We start from the raw sequence: 23,982 nt of genomic DNA, 5'->3' as shown, positions 1-23,982 counted from the left end.
ATGAGACACCCACTGCCCTACGCCTTTGCACGCCAGCACCTGTGGCTGCTCGAAGACGATGGCCAGGGCCTGACCCTGCTGGGCAGCAGCACGCCCGCGGCCGACCCGGCGGTGCAGACGCAGCGCCTTTCGGCACTCTCGGAGATCCTGCGGTGCCACGAGGTGCGCGAGTTCCTGTGGGAGCCGGGCGACGCCCTCACGCAGCGCATCAGCGCGGCCTATGCCCAGGGCGAATCGAGCGCGGCCGCGGTGGTGAGCGAGGTGCAGAGCGACGCCGACCTGAGCCGCATGATGCAGGAGCTGCCGGCGATTGAAGACCTGCTGGAAACCGCCGACGACGCGCCCATCATCCGCATGCTCAACGCCCTGCTCACGCAGGCCGCACGCGACGGCGCCAGCGACATCCACATCGAGCCCTTCGAGCGCCATTCCAGCGTGCGCTTCCGCATCGACGGCGTGCTGCGCGAGGTGGTGCAGCCCAACCGCGCGCTGCACGCCGCGCTGATCTCGCGCCTGAAGATCATGGCCGAGCTCGACATCTCTGAAAAACGCCTGCCGCAGGACGGCCGCATCTCGCTGCGCATCGGCACGCGCGCGGTGGACGTGCGCGTGTCCACCCTGCCCAGCGCCCACGGCGAACGCGCCGTGCTGCGCCTGCTGGACAAGAGCGAGAGCCGCCTCAACCTCGAAGCTGTTGGCATGCAGGGCGATGTGCTGGCCCAGTTCGAACACCTGGTGCAACAGCCGCACGGCATCATCCTAGTGACCGGCCCGACCGGTTCGGGCAAGACCACCACGCTCTACGCCGCCCTGCAGCGGCTGGACGCCGGCACGCTCAACATCATGACGGTGGAAGACCCGATCGAATACGAACTGGCGGGCGTGGGCCAGACCCAGGTCAACCCCAAGATCGACCTCGACTTCGCCAAGGCCCTGCGCGCCATCCTGCGCCAGGACCCGGACGTGATCATGATCGGCGAGATCCGCGACTTCGAGACCGCGCAGATTGCCATCCAGGCCTCGCTCACCGGCCACCTGGTGCTCGCCACGCTGCACACCAACGATTCGGTGAGCGCCGTGACGCGCCTGACCGACATGGGCGTCGAACCCTTCCTGCTGTCGAGCTCGCTGCTGGGCGTGCTGGCGCAGCGCCTGGTGCGCAAGCTCTGCGTGCATTGCCGGCGCCAGGACGAAAACGGCCGCTGGACCGCGCCCGGTTGTGCGCACTGCAACGCGGGCTACAAAGGCCGCACCGGTGTCTACGAACTGCTGGTGGTGGACGACCCGATCCGTGCACTGATCCACAGCCGGGCGGCCGAAAGCGAGCTGCTGGCAGCGGCGACAACGACGGGCCTGCGCTCCATGCGCGAAGACGGCCAGCGGCTGGTGAACACCGGCGTGACCAGCCAGGAAGAAGTCCTGCGCACCACGCGGGATTGAAGGCGTCCCGGTGGCAGCGCCCCGCCCCGGGCCGCTGTGTCCAGACAGGCACCGATGCTCTGGAGCCAGCGGCTTTCACGGCGCTTCTTCAAGACTCAAAAGTTATTGAAATAGACGTGACCAAGGTGTTGACGGTGGGGCGCAGGCATTGTCAACACCACCCGCTTGAGCGACGTCTGGCGCCCGGATGAGTGTCTGAACCGTGGTCTTTCCCGCTCAGCACGCTTGAAAAGGCCGGGCAGGGCCGTCGCCAGTTTTATGGATTGACGCTGAATCGGGCCGGGCAAAAACTGTGCTCAGCGGCGCACACGTGTAAACAAATGCGCGGGGAGAGGAGGCGCACTTCTGCTGAAGCCTGCGTGCCCCCTTGACACACGTGACGGACCCGTCCTGGCGGCCAGACCAGGCATCTTCTGGCGGTTTCCCCTCAGCCAGCCCGGAGGTAACAGCATGTCGGAACCCACCACCCATCAGGGGCCGCGCTTCAACCGTCGGCAGTCCATCCAGCAGGAGGCCGTTGGCGTTGCCGCGGCTTCGACGTCGACAGCGAACCCGCCGAACCCGACGTGAGCCAGGTGCCGGCCAAGCTCCGGGACCTGCCACCGACCGCCCGGCATCAGGTGGTGAACCGGCGCCAGTTCGAGTTCAAAAAGGAACTGAACGACATCTGGGTGGTGAACGAAAAGACCCCGACGTTGAAAAATCCGCCGTCGACGTCAAACGGGGTACGACCGAGATCTGGGAGCTGAACGGGTGGATGTGTTCATCCGCTTCAGGAACTTCACCGGCAGGGACCTCATGCGCTGCCACTCCCTCTCCCACGAGGACCACGCCGTGATGCTGCGCTTTGACGTCCGACCCAGACCTTGGGGGTCGAGCAGCCCGTCAACGCCATCCCTCATGGGAAGGAAAAAACGTCACATGAAACTTATTAATGTAAAAGTTACATAAGGATACAAACACTCTGAAACAACTGACAGATATCAATCCAGGCTGATTCAAGGTGTTCTGACGACATTCAGGTATCAATGTTTGGATACTTTTGAGTACTTAAGGAAACATTATCCATTTAACAACCAAGGTCTTGCGTACCCATTTCTATTGATTGACGCGTTACACCGCACGAAAAACACTGACGTCAACGGGTCACACATGTAATCAAAAGCGTGTGCTCTGCTCCGGACCCAACGGCCGTTACAGAACCCTACTGACAAACATGTCAGCCCGCCCAGGTAGCAGGAAACCGGCATTCCCCGGCCCTTGCCCCAGTCACCCGCTCGGGAGAAACGAAATGTCCGATACCACCACTCAAACCATGCCGCGGCTGAGCCGGCGGCAATCCATCCAGGCTGGCGCATTGGGCGTTGCCATCGCCGGTGCAGGCGCCCTGCATCTGAACCGGGATGCACGCGCCCAGGCCGTTCCCGGTGGCGACCAGCCCAAGCTGCCCCCCCCAGGCCCGACCACCTCGGCCTGGATGGTGCCCCTGCCGGTGCCGGTGCCCAAGAAGACGGTGGCGTCGCTGAATCCGCCCCCCGGCGAATACCCGGTGGAGGGCGAGGCGGGTCGGCTTCCCCACCAGACCTGGACCGGGCAGGCGCCCAGGAAACTGTATGAGATCCATGTGAAGGAAGGCATGCACTCCTTCCACCCGCAGTTGCCCACCCAGCCCATCTGGGGCTACGACGGCATTTTCCCGGGGCCCTGCATCGTGGCCCGGTACAACCAGCCCGTGCTGGTGCGCTTCCACAACGAGCTCGATCCCTATGCGGTCGGCTTTGGTTCACCCGAGATCTCGGTGCACCTGCACAACCTGCACTGCGCCTCGGAAAGCGATGGTTTTGCCGGTGACTATTGGGGCTCCTTGCGATACGGACCCACACTCACACGGCCCGGTCTGTTCAAGGACCATGCGTTCATGAACCGCTACCCCGGCTTCTCCACCGACCCCAATGGCCGTGGCGACTGGCGCGAGGCACTGGGCACCCTGTGGTACCACGACCACCGGCACGACTTCACGGAGCAAAACGTCTACCGCGGCATGGCCGGAACCTACCTGCTGTTCGACGCGTTCGACTCGGGCAACGAACACGACACCAACCCGCGCGCCCTGCGCCTGCCCAGCGGCGTGGGCAAGTACGACATCCCGCTGGTGATCGCCGACTTCCTGTTTGACCAGAGCGGCTACGTTTCCTACAACCCCCTGGCCGGAACCCCTGGGCACCTGGGCAACAAGATCACCGTCAACGGCAAGATCAAACCCTTCTTCAAGGTGCAGCGCCGCAAGTACCGCTTCCGTATGATCAATGCCAGCGTGGCCCGTTTCTACGAGTTCTACCTCATGAACGGCAGCACCAGCCAGAATTTCACCTACATCGCCAACGACGGCAACCTGCTGCCCGCACCCTTGACCATGAACGCCGTGCGCCTGGCGCCGGCCGAACGCGGCGACATCGTGATCGACTTCAGCCAGTACCCGCACGGCACGCGCCTGTACCTGGTGAACCGTTTGCTGATGGAAAGTGGCAAGGGACCTGACGGCCTGACCACCCCCGGAGAACAGTTGCTGCGCTTCGACGTGGACTTCGATCCGCTGGAACCCGACGTCAGCCAGGTACCCGCGAAACTGCGCCCGCTGCCGCCCCTCAAGCGCGATGAAGTGATCAAGACCCGGCGCTGGGAGTTCGACAAGGACAACGCCATCTGGACTGTCAACGGCAAGATTTTCGACCCGGAAAAGGCCGGTGCGACGGTCAAACGCAACACCGCTGAAATCTGGGTGCTCAAGGGCAACGGTTCCTGGCACCACCCGGTGCACATCCACCTGGAGGAAGGCCGCATCCTCAGCCGAAACGGCGTGCCACCGCCGCCCCACGAGCGTGGCCGCAAGGACGTGTACGTTCTCGCGCCGGACGAGGTGGTCCGTGTCCTCATCCGCTTCCGCGACTTCACCGGCAAGTACCTGATGCATTGCCACAACCTCTCGCACGAAGACCACGCCATGATGGTCCGCTGGGATGTCGAGGACTAGGTCACCGCGACCACACCGCAATCCAACGACTCTGGAGAACCGACATGAACAGCAAACGTGATTTCTTTCGGCTCGCTGGCGGCGCGGCGCTCGCGTCCCTGGTGAGCCCGGCCGAGGCGCGTGCGCCCCGCCGCACGCCCGAGCGGCCCAACTCCATGGCCGACTACTTCCCCAACGTCGTGCTCGAAACCCACGACGGCCGCAAGGTCCGTTTCTATGACGACCTGCTCAAGGGCAAGGTGGTCGCCATCAACATGATGTATTCCATCTGCACCGGCATCTGCCCCTCCAGTACGGCCAACCTCAAACAGGTGCAGCAGGCGCTGGGCAAACGGCTGGGCAAGGACGTCTTCATGTACTCCATCACCCTGCGCCCCGAGTTTGACAACAGCGCCGCACTGCGCGACTACATCAAGCAGTACGACATACAGCCCGGCTGGACCTTCCTGACGGGCAAGCCGCAGGACGTGGACCTGGTGCGCCGCAAGCTCGGTTTCGTCGGGGACACCGAGGCCCTGGATGCCGACATCAACCAGCACACCGGCATGGTGCGCATCGGCAACGAACGGCTGGAGCGCTGGACCATGTCCCCCGCGCTCGGCTCGCACCGCCAGATCCTGCGCACCATCCTGGAACTCACCTGAGGCCAAGGCGACGCAGCGCGGGTGGTCGTGGCCGGGTGGCGCACAGGCCACGCTAACATCACCGCATGCCCGCCTATTCCTTCGAGGCCCTGGACGCCCAGGGCGCCACGCAAAAAGGCCTGATCGACGCCGACACGGCCCGTGCTGCGCGCGGCCTGTTGCGTGCGCGCGCCCTGGTGCCGCTGCTGGTCGAGCCCGCGGTCAGTGCCCAGGGATCGGCCGCGGGCAGCGGACTCAACATCACGCTCTGGGGCGGGCGGATCTTCAACGCCACCCGCCTCGCCATCTGGACGCGCCAGCTCGCCGGTCTGGTCTCGGCCGGGCTGCCGCTGGAACGTGCCCTGTCCGCACTGGCCGAAGAGGCCGAGGAAGAAGACCAGCAGCGTCTCGTGGCTTCGCTGCGCTCCGAGGTCAACGGCGGTTCACCCTTTGCCCGCGCGCTCGCCCAACACCCGCGCGAGTTCTCCGAGATCTACTGCGGCGTGATCGCCGCGGGCGAACAAAGCGGCCAACTCGGCACCGTGCTCGAACGCCTGGCCGATGACCTGGAAGAACGCGAAGCGCTCAAGAACAAGCTCATCGCCGCCTCGCTTTACCCGGCCATCGTCACCATCGTGGCGATCGTCATCGTGGTGTTTCTGGTCAGCTATGTGGTGCCGCAGGTGGCTGGCGTCTTTGCCAGCAGCAAGCGCGCCCTGCCCGTCCTCACCGTGATGATGCTGGCCCTCAGCGACTTCGTGCGCAGTTACGGCTGGCTGATGCTGGGCGTGTTGATCGCTGCTGCGGGCGGGCTGGTGGTGGCACGGCGCCAGCCGGCGATGCGCCTGGTCATGGACGCCGCCTGGCTGCGCCTGCCGCTGGTGGGCAAGCTCGCGCGCGGCTACAACGCGGCGCGCTTCGCCGCCACCTTGGCCATGCTGGCGGCCGCAGGCGTGCCCATTCTGCGTGCGCTGCAGACCGCCGCCGAAACCCTGAGCAACCAGGCCATGCGCGCCGATGCGCTGGACGCCCTGGTGCTGGTGCGCGAAGGCGCTCCGCTGGCATCGGCCATGGCCAGCAAGAAGCGTTTTCCGCCGCTGCTGGCGATGTTTGCGCGCATGGGTGAGCAGACCGGCCAGCTGCCGGCCATGCTTGGCCGGGCCGCCAAGCAACTCGGCGCCGAGGTGCAGCGCCGCGCCATGCACCTCGCCACCATCCTGGAGCCGCTGCTGATCGTGGGCATGGGCGCGGTGGTGATGCTGATCGTGCTGGCGGTGCTGATGCCGATCATTCAGCTCAACCAACTGGTCCGCTGACTCCCCGCGCCGCGCCCAAGGGCGCGTCACCCCCCAGGGGGCAACGCGCGCGGCCCGGCAAAGCCGGTTCCGCCGCGTTTCCGGTGGGCTTCCCCTCTCTTGTCGTCCCTCTTCGCTGTTCGGCTACGCTTCCGGCTTCTGATGGTTTTGTTCGCGGAGATCTTTCCCCATGCCTGTAACGCTTGACGGTCAGCTCGTTGTCGCGATTTCATCGCGTGCGCTGTTCGACTTCGAAGAAGAAAACCACCTCTTCGAGACCGGTGACGACCGGGCTTACATGAAGCTGCAGCTGGACCGGCTGGAGGTGCCTGCCCAGCCGGGTGTGGCGTTTTCGCTGGTGCGGAAGCTGCTGGCGTTCAACGATGTCAGCACGCAGCGGGTGGAAGTGGTGATCCTTTCGCGCAACGACCCGGTCTCGGGCATGCGGGTGTTCCGCTCGGCACAGCACTACGGCCTGCCGATCCAGCGCGGCAGCTTCACGCGCGGCCAGCCGCCCTGGCGCTACCTGCGGCCGCTGCGCGCCAACCTGTTCCTCAGCACCCACCTGGCCGACGTGCGCGCCGCGCTCGACGCCGGCGTGCCCGCCGCGCAGGTGTACCCGCTGTCGGTGCACGCCAGCGACGCGCACCCGCACGAGGTGCGCATCGCCTTCGACGGCGACGCCGTGCTGTTCTCCGACGAGGCCGAACGCGTCTACCAGGCCGAAGGCCTCTCGGCTTTCCAGGCACATGAAGCCAGCCACGCTGGCCAGCCGCTCGCGGGTGGTCCGTTCAAGCCGCTGCTCGAAGCCCTGCACCGCCTGCAGGCCGAGGGCACCAGCGCCATGCACATCCGCACCGCGCTGGTCACCGCGCGCAGCGCCCCCGCGCACGAACGCGCCATCCGCACGCTGATGGACTGGAACATCGAAGTGGACGAGGCCATGTTCCTCGGTGGCCTGCCCAAGGGCGAGTTCCTGCGCGAGTTCGAACCCGACTTCTTCTTCGACGACCAGACCGGCCACATCGAGTCGGCGGCGATGCACGTGCCGGCCGGGCATGTGGCCAGCGGCATCTCGAACGGATGACTCCATGACCGAACCCATGTCCAAACTCCAGAGCTTCCGCCAGTTCGCCGCCAAGGTCGGCGCGCTCACCCTGCCCTACTTCCAGTCGGAAGAGAAATGGAAAGCGCGGGGTCTGCTGGCGGCCATCGTGGCGCTCAACCTGGGCGCGGTCTACATGCTGGTGCTCATCAACGAGTGGAACCGCGTGTTCTACGACGCGCTGCAGAACAAGGACGCCGCCGTGTTCTGGCGCGAGCTGGGGCGCTTCACCTACCTCGCGTTCGGCTTCATCATCATCGCGGTCTACCGCTTCTACCTCACCCAGTTGCTGGAGCTGAAATGGCGCGCCTGGATGACGGCGCACTACCTCGACCGCTGGCTCGCCAACAAGGCCTTCTACCACCTGGAGCTCGCGCGCTTCTCGAAGGCCGAGGACGCGATTCCCGACAACCCGGACCAGCGGATTTCCGAGGACATCAACCAGTTCACCACCTACACCGTGAGCCTCTCCATGGGGCTGCTCAACGCGGTGGTCACCCTGGCGAGTTTCGTCGGCATCCTGTGGACGCTCTCGGGCAGCTTCGCGTTCTCGTACAACGGCAGCGCCTACACCATCCCCGGCTTCATGGTCTGGATGGCGGTGCTCTACGCGGCGGCGGGCAGCGTGATCGCGCACTACCTGGGCCGCCCGCTGATCGCACTCAACTTCCGCCAGCAGCGTGTCGAAGCCGACTTCCGCCACCACATGGTGCGCGTGCGCGAATACAGCGAGTCCATCGCGCTCGACCGCGGCGAGCCGGTGGAACGCGAACAGGTCGGCGGCCGCTTCAGCGCCGTGCTGGCCAACTACCTGAACCTGATCCGCATGCAGAAGCGCCTGATCTGGTTCACCAGCGGCTACGGCCAGGCCGCCGTGGTGTTCCCATTCATCGTGGCCGCGCCGCGCTTCTTCAGCGGCGCCATCCAGCTTGGCGAGCTGATGCAGATTTCGTCGGCCTTCGGCCGCGTGCAGGACTCGCTCTCGTGGTTCGTCGACAACTACGACAGCCTGGCCGCCTGGCGCGCCACCACCGACCGCCTGACCAGCTTCGAGGCCAGCTTCCAGCAACTGCAGACCGCGGTGGCCGCCGCCGCAACCGACACCACCACCGGCGCACCCGATGCACTGGCCATCGACAGCCTGCAGCTCGGCCTGCCGGATGGCCGCGAGCTGCTGGCGCTGGCCGGCCTGCAGGTGGCCGCGGGCGACACGCTGATCATCAAAGGCCCCTCGGGCAGCGGCAAGTCCACCCTCTTCCGCGCGCTCGCGGGCATCTGGCCCTGGGCGAAGAGCCGCGTGCGCCGGCCGGCCGACTTCGATGCGCGCGTGATGTTCCTGCCGCAGCGACCCTACTTCCCCAACGGCGCGCTGCGCCACGCGCTGGCCTACCCGGCGCTGGCCGGGCAGTACACCGACGCCGCGCTGCAGCAGGCGCTGCGCGACGCGCTGCTGCCGCACCTGGCCGACGAACTCGACCGCGAAGACACCTGGGGCCAGAAGCTTTCGGGCGGTGAGCAGCAGCGCCTGGCGATTGCGCGCGCGCTGCTGAAAAAACCGCGCTGGCTGTTTGTGGACGAAGCCAGCAGCGCGCTGGACGAGACCGCCGAACGCACGCTGTACGAACGCCTGAACGCCATGGTGGCGAAAGAGAACGGCGCCATGGTGTCCATTGCCCACCGGCCCACCGTGGCCGCCTTCCACCAGCGGCTCTGGACGCTGGAGCCCGAGGCGGACAGCCGCGGGCCGGACGAACCGCCGCGCTACCAGCTCGTGGCATCCTGAGCGCCCTGCGGGCACTGCGCATGAACGTGCAAAACCAAGGGTTTCTACCAAGGTTCTGCACCCGGTTTCGCCAGCGGTGGCACGATCGCGGGTTCGCGCTCGCGCACACAGCCTGAGCGCTCCCTGCCCCCGCTCCCACTTCCGCACCGGGTCGCCTGCGTGGCCCAGCCCTTTCCCACCCGCCGCCCGTGTCCAGTCCCTCAGTTTCCGAGCTTGGCTCGACCTCCCCCGCCATCCCCGCGGCGCACCCCGGCCGCGCCATGCTCGCCTTGGGTCTCGGCAGCTTCGCCATCGGCACCGGCGAGTTCGTCATCATGGGCCTGTTGCCCGAGGTGGCGCTGGACATTGGCGTCACCATCCCGCAGGCCGGCCACGTCATCAGCGCCTACGCGCTCGGCGTGGTGATCGGCGCGCCGGTGCTCGCCGTGCTCGCCGCCACCTGGGGCCGCCGCGCCCTGCTGGTGGCGCTGATGCTGGTGTTCGCGCTGGGCAACTTCGCCAGCGCCGCCGCACCGGGCTACGCCAGCCTCAACGCGCTGCGTTTCATCGCCGGCATGCCGCACGGCACCTACTTCGGCGTGGCCGCGCTGGTGGCGGCCGGGCTCGCCGCGCCGGGCCAGCGGGCGCGTGCCGTCGGCCTGGTGATGACGGGTCTCACGCTCGCCACCCTGCTCGGCGTGCCGCTGGCGGCCTGGCTGGGCCAGCTGTTCGGCTGGCGCGCCGCCTTCGTGCTGGTGGGCGGCATCGCCCTGCTGGCCGCGGGCATGATCCACCGCGAGGTACCCGCCATCGCGGCACCCGCCGACGCCAGCCCGCTGCGCGAGCTCGATGCGCTGCGCAACAAACAGGTGTGGCTCACGCTCGGCATCGGCGCCATCGGCTTCGGTGGCCTGTTTGCGGTGTTCAGCTATGTGAAGCCCACCATGATCGAAGTGGCCGGCCTGCCGCTGGCCGGCGTGCCGGTGGTGCTCGCCCTGTTCGGCCTCGGCATGGTGATCGGCAACGTGCTCGGCTCGCGCCTGGCCGACCGTGCGCTCATGCCCACCGTGGGCGGCATGCTGGTGTGGTCCGTCGTGGTGCTGGTGGCCTTTGTCTTCACCGCGCACCACGTGGTGGCCGGCGCCATCAACATCTTCCTCATCGGCACCGTGGTCGCCATCGGTCCGGCGCTGCAGATCCGGTTGATGGACGTGGCGGGTGAAGCGCAGGTGCTCGCCGCGGCGCTCAACCACTCGGCGTTCAACATGGCCAACGCGCTCGGCGCCTGGCTCGGTGGCGTGGCCATCAGCGCCGGCCTGGGCTGGACGTCCACCGGCTGGGTGGGCGCGCTGCTGGCGCTGGCCGGGCTGGGCGTGTTCGCCTGGGCGGTGGTGGATGCGCGCTCGCGCCCGGCTGTGGGACACCAGGGGCCGGTGCGGGTGACACCGCCAGCCAGCGACCCGGCCTGAAACGGGTTCGGGTGCACGGACTCCGGTTGATATCTCCAGCTCGCCGGGCGACTTCAGCGTGGCGGATTCGCCCCGGCGCTGGCCGGTGAGCGGTTCTTGCGATAGGAATTCTTCAAGGCGATCTTGCCGTCCCGAAAGGTGAACAGGTCACACCCGTGCACTTCCACGCGGCTGCCATCAGCCCGCGTCCCTGTGAAGGTCCACTCCGAGACGCCGCGCTCCCCCTGAACAAAGTGACGCGCATGCCCCCAGTGGGCATCGGGAAAGGTCGTCCAGACCTCTGAAAATCCCGCACGAACGGCTTCAGGGCCGGCGTAGCGGGTGCCGCAGACGTCGGGCCCTGCCGACGATTCAAAAACACAATCGTCGGTCATGAACGCCATGAGAGCATCGATGTCGTGGCGATTCCAGGCATCGGCGAAGGCCTGCAGGACATCGGTCGTGGGTTCGGGAATCGTGGTGGCCATGATCGATCCTCTTTCAAGTGGGTTGCGCTACTGTTCACTCGCCGGCTCATTCCATCCCTGCATACCCTGCCCAGCCCCGAGCCCGCAACTCGCAAGCCGGGCAGCTCCCGCACCCGTAACCCCAGGCCTGCCGGTGCTCGCGGTCGCCGAGGTAGCAGGTGTGGGTGTGTTCGACGATGAGGTCGATCATGGCTTTCCCGCCACCGGCCACGCCCGTCGCATCGCCGAGTTCTTCGGCCATGCGCCAGGTGGCGGCCTTGTCGATCCACATCAGCGGGGTGTCGATGAGGAAGCGGTGGTCCATGCCGAGGGAGAGCGCCACCTGCAGGGCTTTCATGGTGTCGTCGCGGCAGTCGGGGTAGCCGCTGAAGTCGGTCTCGCAGACGCCGGTGACGATGACCTGGATGCCGCGGCGGTAGGCGAGCGCGGCGGCGAGTGTGAGGAACAGCAGGTTGCGCCCGGGCACGAAGGTGTTGGGCAGGCCGCTTTCTTCCATGCGGAAGGCCATGTCGCGCGTGAGCGAGGTTTCGCTGACCTTGCCGAGCACGGCGAGGTCGAGCATGTGGTCTTCGCCCAGGCGCTCGCTCCAGGCGGGGAAGCGCTCGCGCAGTTCGCGCAGCACCACCAGGCGCGCCTGCAGCTCCACGCTGTGGCGCTGGCCGTAGTCGAAACCGATGGTTTCGACGCGGGGGTAGCGCGCGAGGGCGTGGGCAAGGCAGGTGGTGGAGTCTTGCCCGCCCGAAAAGAGGACGAGCGCGCTGGTGTGGTGGGGGGCTGAGGTCGGCGACGGGTTCATGCGCGCGATGGTAGCGCGCCCTTTGACGCCGCGCCGGCCCTTCAGGCCCGGTGCGCCGGCTCCGGTGCGCCGCCGTGGTCGCGGCTGGTGGCGAGCATGCGGATGAGGCCACGGTTGACGACCTCCAGACCCATGTCGTGCTGTTCGCAGATGGCCGGCAACTGGTGCGGGCGATCGAATTCGCCCTGCGCGCGGGCGATGTCGAGCAGCGGGTGGTAAGGACCGTCCTGGCGCAGCAGGGCATCGTAGATGCGGCCCGAGAGCGGCAGCTTGTTGAGCAAATCGTCCAGCGGTTGTTGTTCCAGGCGGTCGAGCTGGGCGAACAGGGCCGCAAGGTAGACCTCGGCGCGCAGGTTTTCTTCAGAACTCGGGTCCAGCAGGTGCTGGGCCAGGCGGGCCCGCATGACCTGGGCATAACGGATCGGGTGCAGTGCGGCATCGGTGTCGCTGCCCGGGAGCTGGGTCGAGAGCCAGGTGCCCAGGGCGGTGAAGCCGAGCATCATGATCGCGTGGCGCAGGGAGTCGATTTCGTGCTTCAGGCCATAGGCGGCGGAGTTGACCAGCAGCAGCAGCCGGTAGGCGAGCACGGGGTCCTGGCGCACGAAGCGCTCGATCTGGTCGAGCGAGCTGTCGCGGTCGATGGCCTGACGGATCTGGGCGATCACGCTGGCGTCACAGGCCATGGGCTGGTGGCGCCAGGTGTGGAGCACGTCGTCTTCGGGCCAGCCCGCCAGCCCCCAGGCCTCGGCCTCGTCGAGGCAGTGGGTGGCCAGCGCGTGGCTGCAGACGCCTTCGTACAACTGGCCGGGCACGATCGGGCTGCGCCGAACCACCGGAGACGCGCCGTCCAGCGGCCGGGAACGCAGGGCCTCCAACGCTTCTTCGGCGCTGGGGCACAGCAGGCTGCGCACATCGAGCGGCGCGATCACTTCGCGGCGCACATCGGCCAGCGGCGCGTGGCGCAGCAACTGGTGGCCTCGGCGGATGGCGACGGCCAGCCGGGCCATGCCCTCGGGTGTGGTGAACCAGGCGCCCGGCACCTCGATCCAGGTGTGGTGCACCGGCTCGGTGTTGAGGGCCTGCTCCAGCAGCGCGGCCGAGGCGAACGAGAGGATCAGCAGCGGCGCGGCGGCGGGCCAGTCGCCGCCCAGGTTCTGCATCAGGTGCTGGGCGTCCACCGACTCGTGGTGCACGGTCAGCACGTTCAAGCGCACGGCCGCGAGCTGGCGGCGGCGGTTCCACACCGGCTGGTAGGTCAGCGCGACGCTGTCAAGAACCGTGTGGTGGTGGAGCATGCATCACCCGATGTACTGGAACAGCGAGAGGCGCTGCACCTGCGCATACGACTGCAGCGCGGCCTGCAGCCCGGTCTGCTGGTTCTGGAAGTCCGAAATGCCCTTGATCATGTCCAGGTCTTCGAGGCGCGATTTTTCGCTCTCGTGGTCCACCATGCGGTCGGACAGCAGGCCGTCGACCGCTTCGCCGCGGTTGAGCCATTCGCCGGCCTGGGCGCGTGCCAGCAGCACGCGGTCGTGCCCGGCGTCGAGCTCGGTGAGCGAGCGGCCGATGGTCTGCGTGAGCTGGGCGGACTGGCCGGTGCTGGCGCCGCGCAGCGCGTCCACCGCGTTCTGCATCACCTGGAACAGATCGGTCGGCGCCGTCACCGGGAGCAGCTCCACGGTGTCGCCGCTGGCGGGCTGGCCCAGCATCTGGAAGGACATGCCGTCGAACTCGATGGAGCTGCCCGACATGTAGGGCACGCCGACCTGGCCGGCCACCGGCGTGCCGGTGGTGGTGTTGGTCACGGTGTACTGCATCACGCCGGCCACCTGGGCAAAGCCGATGCTGTAGTCGTTTCCGGTGAGCGCGCTCGGGTTGGTGACCTGGCCCATGTCGGTGCGCACGCTGCCGGTGTTGCCAGCCGGCAGGTCGAGGCGGAAAGTGCCGTTGCCTTCGGGCACGCGCATCCAGATGGCGTTGCCGTCCAGCGTCTGCGGCAGGCTGTTGATGCCGGTGGCTTCCTGGCCGCGCTGGCCGTCGAAGCGCACCACCCCGGCGCCGCTGGGGCCGTAGAGCTCGACAAAGGGCGTGGACGAGCCGCCCAGGCCGCCAAAGAGGGTGCGGCCGAAGCTGTCCTTCTGGTTGACCACGCCGAGCAGGCGCTCGCGCAGGCCCTCGATCTGCTGCGCCAGGTCTTTGTATTCGTTGCCGCCGTAGCCGCCGTTGCCGGCCGCCACCAGCAAGTCGCGCACGTCCTGGATCAGCTCGCCGGCATCGCCGAGCGCGCTCTCGGCCTGGGTCAGGCTGGTGCGCGAGGCTTCGAGGGAACGTTTGTCCGCCTCAGCCCGCGACAGGCGGTTCTGCGCGGCTTCGGAGAGCACGGCGGCCACCGGGTCGTCGCTGGCGCGCTGCACCCGCTTGCCGGTGGAGATGTGTTCCTGCAGGGTGGTCAGGTCGGCCTGGCGCTTGTTCAGGGCGGCGATCGTGTTGTCGTAGCTGTTGGCGGTGGCGACTCTCATGGCGGGGTTCCTTCGGGTGCGTTCACTCAGCGGCCCACGGTCTGCAGCAGCGTGTCGAACGTGCTCTGCGCGATCTGCAGGAACTTGGCCGAGGCCTGGTAGGCCTGCTGGAACTGCAGCAGCCGCGCCGCCTCTTCGTCGAGGTTGACGCCCGAGACCGCGGCGCGCGCGGTCTCGGTGCTGGTGGCCAGCTGGCCGGAAAAACTGGCCGAAAACTTGGCCCCCTGCACCTGGGTGCCGAGGTGGGACAGGACGCTGTTGTAGCCGTCGGCCAGCGCCACGCCTTCGAAGGTGGCCTGGTCGCGCAGCGCCAGCACGGCCTTGGCGTTGCCGGCGTTCTGCTGGGTGCTGCCGGCGGGGGCGGCGGCGATGTCGAAGCTGTCGCCCGCGCTCGGGCTGCCGCGCAGCGTGAGGCTCCAGCCGTTGAGCTGGATCGGCTGGCCCGGCGTGTAGTTGTAGCTCGCGGGCGGGCCGACGTTGTCGGGCGCCGGGTTGCCCGGGCCCAGGCCGGTGGCGGTGAAGCTGCCGTCGGCCAGAAAAGTGATGTTCACCGGGTCGGTGAGGTTGGCCGAGGGGTCGGTGGCGTACAGGCTCTCGATGCTCATGCCGCCGGCGTTGTCGGTGCCGGGCGTCACGGCCACCGGGCTGGCCGCGGCCAGGCTGTCGGGCGAACCGATGGCCAGGGTCATGGCGCGCGCCACGTTCACGTAGGGGCGCACCAGGAAACTGTCGCCCACGGCGCTGGCGCCGGCGTCGAGCTGAAAGCTCAGGCCGTCCAGATCCGCGGGCAGGCTGGCGAACGAGGTGCTCACGCCATCCGACAGGCGCTGGATGCTGACCCCGCCGGCCTCGAACCGGACGCGGTAGTCCGACGCCATCAGCGCGGTCGGGTCGCTGACCTCGCTGTGGATCTGCGCCGTGCCGGTGTTGCTGGCGGCGGGCAGGCCGGCGACATCTGGCGCGGGCACGAAGAAGTCGCCACCCGGATTGCCCAGCTGGTCCACGCCCAGGTTGTGCTGGGTGTTGATCTCGGTGTTGAGCGCCAGCGCCATGCGCCCGAGCAGGTTCTGCATCTCTGGCAGGTCTTCGTTCAGGAATTCCAGGTCGCCGCCGATCTGGCCGCCGAGCGCGGTCTGGGGCAGCTCGCGCGTCACGCCGCCCTGCACGAACGAGACACGCAGCTGCGAGTTGTCGGTGGTGTCGCGCGTGGCGACCAGGGCGTTGGCCTGGCGGCCCAGCACCAGCGGCTGGCTGCCGGCCACGAACACGCTGACGCTGCCATCGTCGGCCGCCACGGTGCTGGTCTGCACGTACTGGTTGAGTTCGCTGAGCAGGGCGTCGCGCTGGTCGAGCAGGTCGTTGGGCTCGCCGCGCGAGCTCCCCGTGTCGATGATGCGCTGGTTGATGGTGGCGATGTCCTGCGCCAGGCGGTTGACCGCCGTCACCGAGCTTTCCACCTGCTGCTGCGCGCCATAGGCCAGCGCGTCCATCTGGCCGGCGGTGTCGCGCAGGCGGGCGGCCAGCTCGTCGGCGCGCGCGATCACCACCACGCGGGCCGACTGGTTGGTGGGCGCGGAGGCCACGTCCGCCCAGGCGTTGAGCATGTCGTTCATGGCCGCACCGAGCCCGCTCGCACCGGTGGGAAACAGCGATTCGAGCTTGGTGAGCTTGGCCAGGCGCTCGGTGTCGGCCGCGGCCACCGAAGTGGCCAGTTGCGCTTCGCGCGTGAGGTAGGCGTCGTGCGAGCGCGAGACGGTGCCCAGCTCGACGCCCTTGCCGAAATAGTTGCCGCCGAGCTGCTGGTAGCCGGCGGTCTGGGTATTGACCGTCTGGCGCGAGTAGCCGGCCGTGTTGGCGTTGGCGATGTTGTGGCCAATGACCTGCAGCGCCGCCAGGTTAGTGGACAGCGCGTTGGCACCGATGTTGAGGGCGGAGGACATGTCAGTGACTCACGAAGTGGGCTGGCAGCGGGGTGGTCATGTCTGCGCCCGTTGCAGGCTCAGGGTCATGTTGATGGCCCGGCTGAGCTTGGCCGCGTACTGCGGGTCGGTGGCGTAGCCGGCTTTCTGCAGGCCGCTCGCAAAACCCTGCACCGAACCGACCTGGTCCATCACCTGGTCGTAGCGCGGGCTCTTGGTGATCAGGCGCGCGTAGTCGCGGAACGAATCGGCGTAGGAGTCGTAGGCGCGGAATTTCGCCACCGTCTTGCGCGGTGTGCCGTTGACGTATTCGGTGGTCGTGATCTCGGCGACCTTGCCCTTCCAGGCGGACGTGGCCTTGATGCCGAAGAGGTTGAACGACGGCGAGCCGTCCCGGTGGCGGATCTCGCTCTTGCCCCAGCCGGTTTCGTGGCCGGCCTGGCCGATCATGTAGCTCGCCGGAATGCCGGACTCGCGCGCCACCTGGGCCGCGGCCTGGCTGTGCTGGTCCACGAAGCCGGCCTGCCGCGTACCGCCCGAGGCGCGCGACACGGTGCTGGCCATGGGGGCGGCGTTCGCCACCGGTGCGGCCTTCGCGGCATCGGCGGCGGCCGGGTCGGCAGGCGCCATCTGGCGGCTGAGCTGGCGCTCGATGGCGCCCGACAGACCGCCGGGCATGCCCGAGAGCTGCACGGCGAACTGCTGGTCGAGCAGGTCGTTGCCCAGGTTGCCGCCCTCGCCTTCGAGCAGGCCGGACTTCATGGTCGCCTCGCGCATGCTCTTGATCAGTTCGCGCATGAACAGCGCCTCGAACTGCTTCGCGGTTTCCTTCAGCGCGGCCTTGCCCTTGTCGCCTTCCTGCCCCGCGCTGAACTTCAGCGCGTTGAGCGACCCGGGGTCGCTGGCCAGGCGTTGGTTGGACAGACCAGGGGTGTTCACGACCGGTTCCTCCCGAGCGAAGTGTCTGAGCCCAGAATGCCGCGGAACCGGCTTTGCCGGGCCGCAGGCATTGCCCCCTTGAGGGGGACGAGCGGAGCGAGGCGGGGGTGGGTCATATCACCTCGAGCTCGGCGTTCATCGCGCCGGCGGCCTTGATCGCCTGGAGAATGGCGAGCAGGTCCTGCGGCGTGGCGCCCAGGCCGTTGAGCATGCGCACCAGATCCGACAGCTGCGGCGCTGCGTCCATCTGGATGATGGCGCCGCTGTCCTGGCTGATCTTGATGTCGGCTTTTTCGGCCACCACGGTCTCGCCCCTGGACAGCGGGTTGGGCTGGCTGATCACCGGCGTGGAGCTGATGGTGACCGAAAGGTTGCCGTGCGCCACGGCACAGGAGCCGAGCGTGACCGCCTGGTTCATGACGATGGAACCGGTGCGGGTGTTGATGATGACGCGCGCGGCCGGGATCGTGGCTTCGAGCTGGAGCTCTTCCACCTCGGCCAGGAAGTTCACGCGGGCGTCGGGGTTGGCCGGCGCGCGCAGGCGCACCACGCGACCGTCCACGGCGCTGGCGGTGCCGGCACCCATCTTGGCATTGACCGCCTCGGCCACCCGGCTCGCAGTCAGGAAATCGGACGAATTCAGGCCGAGGTCGATGGTGTCACCAAGGGCGAAAGCGGTCGGCACGCTGCGCTCGACCTGCGCCCCGCTGGGGATGCGCCCGGCGCTCAGGTGGTTGATCTGCACCTTGCTGCCGCCGGCCGAAGCACCCGCGCCACCGACCAGCAGGTTGCCCTGGGCCAGCGCGTAGATCTCGCCATCGGCGCCCTTGAGCGGCGTGGTGATGAGGGTGCCACCGCGCAGCGATTTGGCGTTGCCCATGGAGGACACCGTGACGTCGATCATCTGGCCCGGCTGGGCGAACGCCGGCAGTTGCGCGGTCACGAGCACCGCCGCCACGTTCTTGAGTTGCACCTTGGCATCGGCTGGCAGGTTCAGGCCGAGCTGCTGCAGGTAGTTGCTCATGCCCTGCGAGGTGTAGGGCATCTGGGTGGTCTGGTCGCCCGTGCCGTCGAGACCGACGACCAGGCCGAAACCGGTGAGCTGGTTGGTGCGCACGCCCTGCACCGCGGCGATTTCCTTGATGCGGATCGCGTGCGCGTCCTGTGGCCAGCCGAGCCAGGCCAGGCCCGCCAGCAGCAGGCTGCTCCAGACCATCAGCTGGCGCAGCCAGGCCATGCGGCCGGTGCGGGCAACCGTGCGGGTGTGGTGGGACGGCGGGTGCATGGGGTTCACCGGGTACTGGGACTTCATGACCCTGATGCTAGGCCGCATCAGAACGGGAAAACGTTCAAAAAGAACCGCGACAACCAGCCAATTGAGAGCGCTTCGCTGACCGCACCGCGCCCTTTGGACTCGATGCGCGCGTTCGCCACCTGCGTGGACGCGACCACGTTGCCGGGCCGCACGTGGCGCGGATCGACCGTGCCGGAGAAACGCAGCACGTCGACGTTGTTGTTGACGCCGATCTGTTTCTCGCCCGCCACCAGCAGGTGGCCGTTGGGCAGCACCTGCTGCACGGTGACCGTGATCACGCCCGAGAAGTCGTTCGCGTTTTCGTTGTCGCCCTTGCCGGCAAAGTTGTTTTCGGACTCACCGCCGAGGTTGAAGTTGCGGTCGCGCGTGAGCTCCTTGGCCACGATGCCCGGCAGGGCCGAGACGCCGCCCGAGGCGCTGCCGCTGCGGTCGATCGAGGCGGAAGACGACTGGCTGGCGCTGATCTTCTCGGTGATCTGGACCGTCAGGGTGTCACCGGGCCAGCGCGCACGCGGGTCTTCAAACGCGGGGCGGTAGCGCGCGGTCTGGAACAGGCTGCCGTTGGTGGGCGTAGCGACCGCAACGGCCGGGTAGTTGATGGGACCGGCCGGCACCACCTCGACCGGCTTGGTCATGCAGGCGGTGAGGGGGATCACAACGCCCAGGCAGGCCAGCGGACGGGCGAGTTGGAACAGGAAAGCGCGGATCATGATGGTCTTTCGATGCAGCGTTGCGGGGGCGCGAAGGGTTTTCGACCAGGGATCCCGCGGAACCGGCTTCGCCGGGCCGCCAGGATCGCCCCCTTGAGGGGGGATGCGGCTACGCGCAGCGAGCAAGCAACGGGGGCGGGTCATAACTGGCCGAGGCGTTGCAGCATCTGGTCGGAGGTCTGGATCGCCTTGGAATTCATCTCGTAGGCGCGCTGGGTCTGGATCATGGTCACCAGCTCCTGCACCACGTTGACGTTGGAGGTCTCGACATAGCCCTGCATCAGCGTGCCCAGACCCGCTGAGCCGGGCGCGCCGTTGACCGGATTGCCCGAGGCCACGGTCTCGGTGTAGAGGTTGCCGCCGCGCGGCTCCAGGCCGGCCGGGTTCACGAAGCTTGCGAGTTCGATGTTGCCCACCTGCTGCGGCTGGGCATTGCCCGGCAGCTTGACCGTGACCACGCCGTCGTTGCCGACGGTGACGCTCTGGGCTTCGGCGGGAATGGTGATGTCACCGGCCACGGGCAGGCCGCTGGCGGTGACGAGCCGGCCCTGGGCGTCCACCTGCAGGCTGCCGTCGCGGGTGTAGCCGGTGGTGCCGTCGGGCAGGGCCACCTGGATGAAACCGCTGCCGTTGATGGCCAGGTCGAGCTGGTTGCCCGACTGCTGCAGGCTGCCCTGCGTGAACGAACGCGAGGTCGCCACGGTACGCACGCCCAGGCCGATCTGCAGGCCGGTGGGCAGGTTGTTCTGCTCGGTGTCGGCGGCGCCGACCTGGCGCAGGTTCTGGTACATCAGGTCCTCGAACACGGCGCTGGCGCGCTTGAAGCCGTTCGTGGACACGTTGGCCATGTTGTTGGAGATCACGTCCAGCTGCGTCTGCTGGGCCTGCATGCCGGTCTTGGAAATCCAGAGGGAATTGATCATGGTGATCTCCGCGTGAAATGGGGTGGTTAACCGTTCAGGCTCAGCAGCTGGCTGGCGGTCTTGTCGTTGGCTTCGCCGTTCTGGATCATGCGCATCTGCAGCTCGAACTGGCGCGAGACGGCGATCATGCCGACCATGGCCTCGATGGGGTTCACGTTGCTGCCTTCGAGCGCACCGCTCTGCACGCGGGCCTGTGCGTTGGTGGGCAGCGGCTCACCCTGCGTGCCGCGGAACAGACCGTCTTCGCTGCGCCTGAGGCGGTTCTCGCCATCGGATGTGACGAGCTTGAGCTTGCCCAGGGCCTGCGCCGGCTGGTCGCCCACGCGGGCATTGACACTGCCGTCGGCGCCGATGTCGATCTGCGCGTTGGCCGGCACGACGATGGGCGCGCCGCCGTCGCTGAGCACGGGCAGGCCCTGGGCACTGACGAGCGTGCCATCGGCGTTGACTTCAAAGGCACCGGCGCGGGTGTAGGCCTCGGTGCCGTCCAGGCCCTGCACCGCGAAATAGGCGTCGCCCTTGGCGGCGACGTCGAGGCTGCGCCCGGTCGGGTTGATCGGACCGGGGGTGTCCAGGTGACCGGCGGTGGCTTCGAGCGCGAAGACGCGCGTGGTGGAGCCGTCGCCGCGCACCGGCACGGCGCGGAAGGTGGCGAGCTCGGCGCGAAAGCCCGGCGTGGACGCATTGGCCAGGTTGTTGGCCAGCACCTGCTGGCGCTGCTGCGCCGCGTTGGCGCCGGTCATGGCGGTGTAGATCATGCGGTCCATGGGAGACTCCTGTTCGCGTCGCGCTCAGCGTTCATCAACGCATGTTGAGCAGGGTACTCAGCACCTGGTCCTGCGTCTTGATGGTCTGCGCGTTCGCCTGGTAGGCGCGCTGCGCGGTCATCATGTTGACCAGCTCGCCCGTGAGGTCGATGTTGGAGTCTTCCAGCGCGCCCGAGCGCAGGGCACCGAGCTTGCCTTCGCCCGGCGCGCCGCGCACCGGCTCGCCCGATTCGTAGGTCGTGGCCCAGTTGCCGCCGCCGGTGGGCACGAGGCCCTGCACGTTGCGGAAGTTCACCAGCGAGATCTGGCCCGCGGCCTGCGACTGGCCGTTGGAATAACGCGCCATGATCACGCCCGACTCGTCGATGCCCAGGCTGGTGAGCTCACCCGGGCGGTAGCCGTCCTGCGTCAGGTCGGAGACCGAGAAGTCGGCGCCGAACTGCGTGGCCGCGCCAAAGTCCAGGTCCACGTTGAAGGTCAGGGCCGGGTCGTTGGGCGAAGCCAGTTGCAGTTGAGGGATCACGGTGGCCGGGTCGAGCGAGCCGTCGGCCAGGAAGGTGATGGCGAACGGGACCGAAAGGGCCGGGTCGGCGTTGTTGACGCTGGTGTAGACGTTCCACTGGTTGTTGCCGATCTTGTCGAACACCAGGCCGACCGGGATCTCCAGGCCCTGGGCGTCAAACGCGTTGAGCGAGGTGGCGTAGGTGCCCAGCGGCGTGGGCGGCACGACCGTGGCGGCGATGGGTGCGCTGGCGTCCAGGTTGAATTCGGCCGCGATCGCGGTGGTCTGCTTGGCCGGGATCGGACCGCCCGTGGGCAGGGTCAGCGGCACGGAATCGAAGCCCTGGCGCACGCCCGCGGCGTCGGTGGGGTAGCCCATGAGCTGGCCGCCCGTGTTGGTGATGATGGCGCCCTCGCGGTCCAGCTTGAACATGCCGGCGCGGGAATAGGCCATGGAGCCATCGGGCATGGCGAGCTCGAAGAAGCCGTTGCCGTTGATGGCGACGTCCATGTCGTTGCCGGTGACGCTGATGTTGCCCTGGGTGAACATCTGCGACACGGTGGCCACGGTCACGCCGATGCCGGAGTTGACGCCGCCCGAGGCGTTGATGGAGCTGGCGTAGAGCTCGGCGAACTCGGCGCGGGAGGCCTTCATGCCCACGGTGTTGGCGTTGGCGATGTTGTGGCCGATCACGTCCAGGTTGCGGCTGGCGGTGTTCAGACCGGAGAGACCTTGCTGGAAAGCCATGGTGATGTCCTTGAAAAGTGGGATGAAGAAAGAGCCGTGCTCACATGAAGCCGCGGGCCTGGTCGTAGGCCACGGCTCGACCGTTGGCCAGTTGCAGCGAGATCGCCCCGTTGGCGAAGCTGACCGAATCGATGCGCTGGGGGGACAGCGCCGTGTTGGCCACCGCCTCGCCGCCGGTGGAGACCGGGCGCACGACAAAGCGCGACACGGTGGCCGGGTCGATGCTGCCGGCGTCCCAGCTGAAGCTGTGCTGGCCCGCGCCCTTGGCGCCGAGCTTGATCGTGTCCAGCACCTGGCCGGTGCTGCCCATCACGTCCACTTCCACCGAGCCGGCATCGGCCGCGAGGTTGAAGGCGCCCTTGCCGGTGCTGCCGTCAAAGGCCAGCGCATCGCCCTCGACCAGTGCCTGACGGCCGATCAGCGCGGCACCCTGCAGGGAGCCGAGTGCGGCCGACTGCTCGGCCATGCCCTTGAGCGTGGCGTTGAGTTCCTGGATGCCGCTGACCGTGTTGATCTGCGCCATCTGGGTCGTCATCTGCGCGTTGTCCATCGGGTTGAGCGGATCCTGGTTGTTGATCTGCGCGACCAGCAGCTTGAGGAAACGGTCCTGCGAGGCCTGGGGATCGGAGGCGTTGTTGCTGTTGACCGCCGTGGTGCTGCCCACGGTGGTGCCGAGGTTGCTGAGATCGAGGGCTGACGTGAGCATGGTTCAAAGGCCTTTCACTGCCCCATCTGGAGCGTTTTGAGCAGCAGCGATTTCGCCGTGTTCATGACTTCGACGTTGTTCTGGTAGGAGCGCGAGGCCGACATCATGTTGACCATCTCCTCCACCGGATTGACGTTGGAATGGGTGACGTAGCCCTCGGCGTCGGCGCTGGGGTGGCTGGGGTTGTGCACGCGGCGCCCGGGCGCGTCGCTTTCCTGGATGTCCTGCACCTTCACGCCCGCGTTGCCCGGACCACCCATGGGCACGGTCTGGAACAGCACCTGGCGCGCCTTGTAGCTCTGGCCGTCCGGTCCGGCCACGGCATCGGCGTTGGCCAGGTTGCTGGCCACGACGTTGAGACGCTGCGACTGCGAACTGATCGCGCTGCCCGAGACACCGAAGATGGCAAACATGGACATGACAAGCTCCTTATTGACCAGTGATGGCGCTCAACATGGTTTTCACATGCGAATTGATGAAACGCAGCGTGGACTCGTAGCGGATGCTGTTGTCGACGAAGTTGGCGCGCTCACGATCCAGGTCGACCGAGTTGCCGTCCTGGCTGGGCTGGGTCTGCACGGTGTAGGCCATGTCCGGGCTGCGCGGATCGGTGGAACCCAGGCGCAGGTGCTGCGCGTGGGTGCGGTCCGGCGCCGAGCGCAGACCCGACGGATCCTGCAGGCCCGCAGCGTCCTTGAGCGCGGCGGCGAAGTCAAAATCGCGGGCCACAAAGCCGGGCGTGTCGGCGTTGGCGATGTTGCTGGCGATCACCTGCTGGCGCTGCGAGCGCAGCAGGAGCGCGTTGGACTGGAAGTTCAGTCCTGCGGTCATCTGTTCAAGCATGGCGTTCTCCAGACAGGGTTGAGGGGGCGGCAAAAGCGCAGGCTTGCACCGACATGAACGCAAGTATGGGAAAACTTGAGCCCCTGCAATGGCCGGAACAAACG

21 protein-coding genes are annotated in these 23,982 nt (G+C 67.5%); 7 read left to right on the top strand and 14 right to left on the bottom strand.

Annotated features, from left to right (window positions below; all coding sequences use genetic code 11):
* The 7 genes from gspE to ACN5W5_RS20415 all read left to right on the top strand — a co-directional run bounded on the left by gspE (position 1) and on the right by ACN5W5_RS20415 (position 10,725).
* Entirely contained in the window at positions 1–1,440 is a 1,440-nt protein-coding gene (gene gspE / locus ACN5W5_RS20445; RefSeq protein WP_420050287.1) for a type II secretion system ATPase GspE, read from the top strand.
* Between the two features lie 1,291 nt (positions 1,441–2,731).
* The gene (locus tag ACN5W5_RS20440; RefSeq protein ID WP_420050286.1) at positions 2,732–4,471 is read left to right on the top strand and encodes a multicopper oxidase family protein; all 1,740 of its coding nucleotides are present in this window, start codon (positions 2,732–2,734) and stop codon (positions 4,469–4,471) included.
* A gap of 44 nt (positions 4,472–4,515) precedes the next feature.
* Positions 4,516–5,115 (top strand): SCO family protein, encoded by a 600-nt coding sequence (locus ACN5W5_RS20435; RefSeq protein WP_420050285.1) that lies wholly within the window; start codon positions 4,516–4,518, stop codon positions 5,113–5,115.
* A gap of 65 nt (positions 5,116–5,180) precedes the next feature.
* Positions 5,181–6,410 (top strand): type II secretion system inner membrane protein GspF, encoded by a 1,230-nt coding sequence (gene gspF, locus ACN5W5_RS20430; protein ID WP_420050284.1) that lies wholly within the window; start codon positions 5,181–5,183, stop codon positions 6,408–6,410.
* Positions 6,411–6,579: 169 nt separating this feature from the next.
* Positions 6,580–7,476, top strand: a complete 897-nt coding sequence (locus tag ACN5W5_RS20425) for a 5'-nucleotidase (protein ID WP_420050283.1) — start codon at positions 6,580–6,582, stop codon at positions 7,474–7,476.
* 4 nt (positions 7,477–7,480) lie between these two features.
* The gene (locus ACN5W5_RS20420) at positions 7,481–9,277 is read left to right on the top strand and encodes an ABC transporter ATP-binding protein/permease (protein WP_420050282.1); all 1,797 of its coding nucleotides are present in this window, start codon (positions 7,481–7,483) and stop codon (positions 9,275–9,277) included.
* A gap of 233 nt (positions 9,278–9,510) precedes the next feature.
* A complete protein-coding gene (locus tag ACN5W5_RS20415; RefSeq protein ID WP_420050406.1) occupies positions 9,511–10,725 on the top strand; it encodes an MFS transporter in 1,215 nt (404 codons plus the stop codon).
* A 53-nt stretch (positions 10,726–10,778) separates the two neighbouring features.
* On the opposite strand, the gene ACN5W5_RS20410 is transcribed toward ACN5W5_RS20415, so the two are convergent.
* The 14 genes from ACN5W5_RS20410 to flgB all read right to left on the bottom strand — a co-directional run bounded on the left by ACN5W5_RS20410 (position 10,779) and on the right by flgB (position 23,878).
* Positions 10,779–11,192: a nuclear transport factor 2 family protein gene (locus tag ACN5W5_RS20410; RefSeq protein WP_420050281.1), complete on the bottom strand. Its 414-nt coding sequence runs from the start codon at positions 11,190–11,192 to the stop codon at positions 10,779–10,781.
* Positions 11,193–11,238: 46 nt separating this feature from the next.
* Positions 11,239–11,988: a 7-cyano-7-deazaguanine synthase QueC gene (gene queC / locus ACN5W5_RS20405; protein ID WP_420050280.1), complete on the bottom strand. Its 750-nt coding sequence runs from the start codon at positions 11,986–11,988 to the stop codon at positions 11,239–11,241.
* A gap of 41 nt (positions 11,989–12,029) precedes the next feature.
* A complete protein-coding gene (locus ACN5W5_RS20400) occupies positions 12,030–13,283 on the bottom strand; it encodes an HDOD domain-containing protein (protein ID WP_420050279.1) in 1,254 nt (417 codons plus the stop codon).
* 3 nt (positions 13,284–13,286) lie between these two features.
* On the bottom strand, positions 13,287–14,507 hold the full coding sequence (gene flgL, locus ACN5W5_RS20395; protein WP_420050278.1) for a flagellar hook-associated protein FlgL: 1,221 nt from the start codon (positions 14,505–14,507) through the stop codon (positions 13,287–13,289).
* A gap of 26 nt (positions 14,508–14,533) precedes the next feature.
* Positions 14,534–16,447, bottom strand: coding sequence for a flagellar hook-associated protein FlgK (flgK, locus tag ACN5W5_RS20390; protein ID WP_420050277.1), 1,914 nt, complete (start codon positions 16,445–16,447; stop codon positions 14,534–14,536).
* A 36-nt stretch (positions 16,448–16,483) separates the two neighbouring features.
* Positions 16,484–17,365: a flagellar assembly peptidoglycan hydrolase FlgJ gene (gene flgJ / locus ACN5W5_RS20385; RefSeq protein ID WP_420050276.1), complete on the bottom strand. Its 882-nt coding sequence runs from the start codon at positions 17,363–17,365 to the stop codon at positions 16,484–16,486.
* Positions 17,366–17,477: 112 nt separating this feature from the next.
* Complete coding sequence (locus ACN5W5_RS20380; RefSeq protein WP_420050405.1) at positions 17,478–18,581, bottom strand: flagellar basal body P-ring protein FlgI; 1,104 nt, start codon at positions 18,579–18,581, stop codon at positions 17,478–17,480.
* A 116-nt stretch (positions 18,582–18,697) separates the two neighbouring features.
* Positions 18,698–19,390 carry a flagellar basal body L-ring protein FlgH gene (locus ACN5W5_RS20375; RefSeq protein ID WP_420050275.1) on the bottom strand — a complete coding sequence of 231 codons (693 nt, stop codon included), beginning with the start codon at positions 19,388–19,390 and terminating at the stop codon, positions 18,698–18,700.
* A 140-nt stretch (positions 19,391–19,530) separates the two neighbouring features.
* The gene (flgG, locus tag ACN5W5_RS20370) at positions 19,531–20,313 is read right to left on the bottom strand and encodes a flagellar basal-body rod protein FlgG (protein ID WP_177133070.1); all 783 of its coding nucleotides are present in this window, start codon (positions 20,311–20,313) and stop codon (positions 19,531–19,533) included.
* Positions 20,314–20,339: 26 nt separating this feature from the next.
* Positions 20,340–21,080: a flagellar basal-body rod protein FlgF gene (gene flgF, locus ACN5W5_RS20365; RefSeq protein WP_420050274.1), complete on the bottom strand. Its 741-nt coding sequence runs from the start codon at positions 21,078–21,080 to the stop codon at positions 20,340–20,342.
* A 34-nt stretch (positions 21,081–21,114) separates the two neighbouring features.
* Positions 21,115–22,329, bottom strand: coding sequence for a flagellar hook protein FlgE (gene flgE, locus ACN5W5_RS20360; RefSeq protein WP_420050273.1), 1,215 nt, complete (start codon positions 22,327–22,329; stop codon positions 21,115–21,117).
* Positions 22,330–22,369: 40 nt separating this feature from the next.
* Positions 22,370–23,035: a flagellar hook assembly protein FlgD gene (locus ACN5W5_RS20355; protein WP_420050272.1), complete on the bottom strand. Its 666-nt coding sequence runs from the start codon at positions 23,033–23,035 to the stop codon at positions 22,370–22,372.
* 14 nt (positions 23,036–23,049) lie between these two features.
* Entirely contained in the window at positions 23,050–23,454 is a 405-nt protein-coding gene (gene flgC / locus ACN5W5_RS20350; RefSeq protein WP_177133078.1) for a flagellar basal body rod protein FlgC, read from the bottom strand.
* 10 nt (positions 23,455–23,464) lie between these two features.
* Positions 23,465–23,878, bottom strand: coding sequence for a flagellar basal body rod protein FlgB (gene flgB, locus ACN5W5_RS20345; RefSeq protein WP_177133080.1), 414 nt, complete (start codon positions 23,876–23,878; stop codon positions 23,465–23,467).
* Between the last annotated feature and the right edge of the window lie 104 nt (positions 23,879–23,982).

Origin of the sequence: Hydrogenophaga sp. ZJX-1, assembly GCF_048590325.1 — a bacterium.
Classification (GTDB): Bacteria; Pseudomonadota; Gammaproteobacteria; order Burkholderiales; family Burkholderiaceae_C; genus Hydrogenophaga.
Note: the sequence above shows the minus strand (reverse complement) of the source record. Positions and strands in the feature narration are given on the sequence as shown.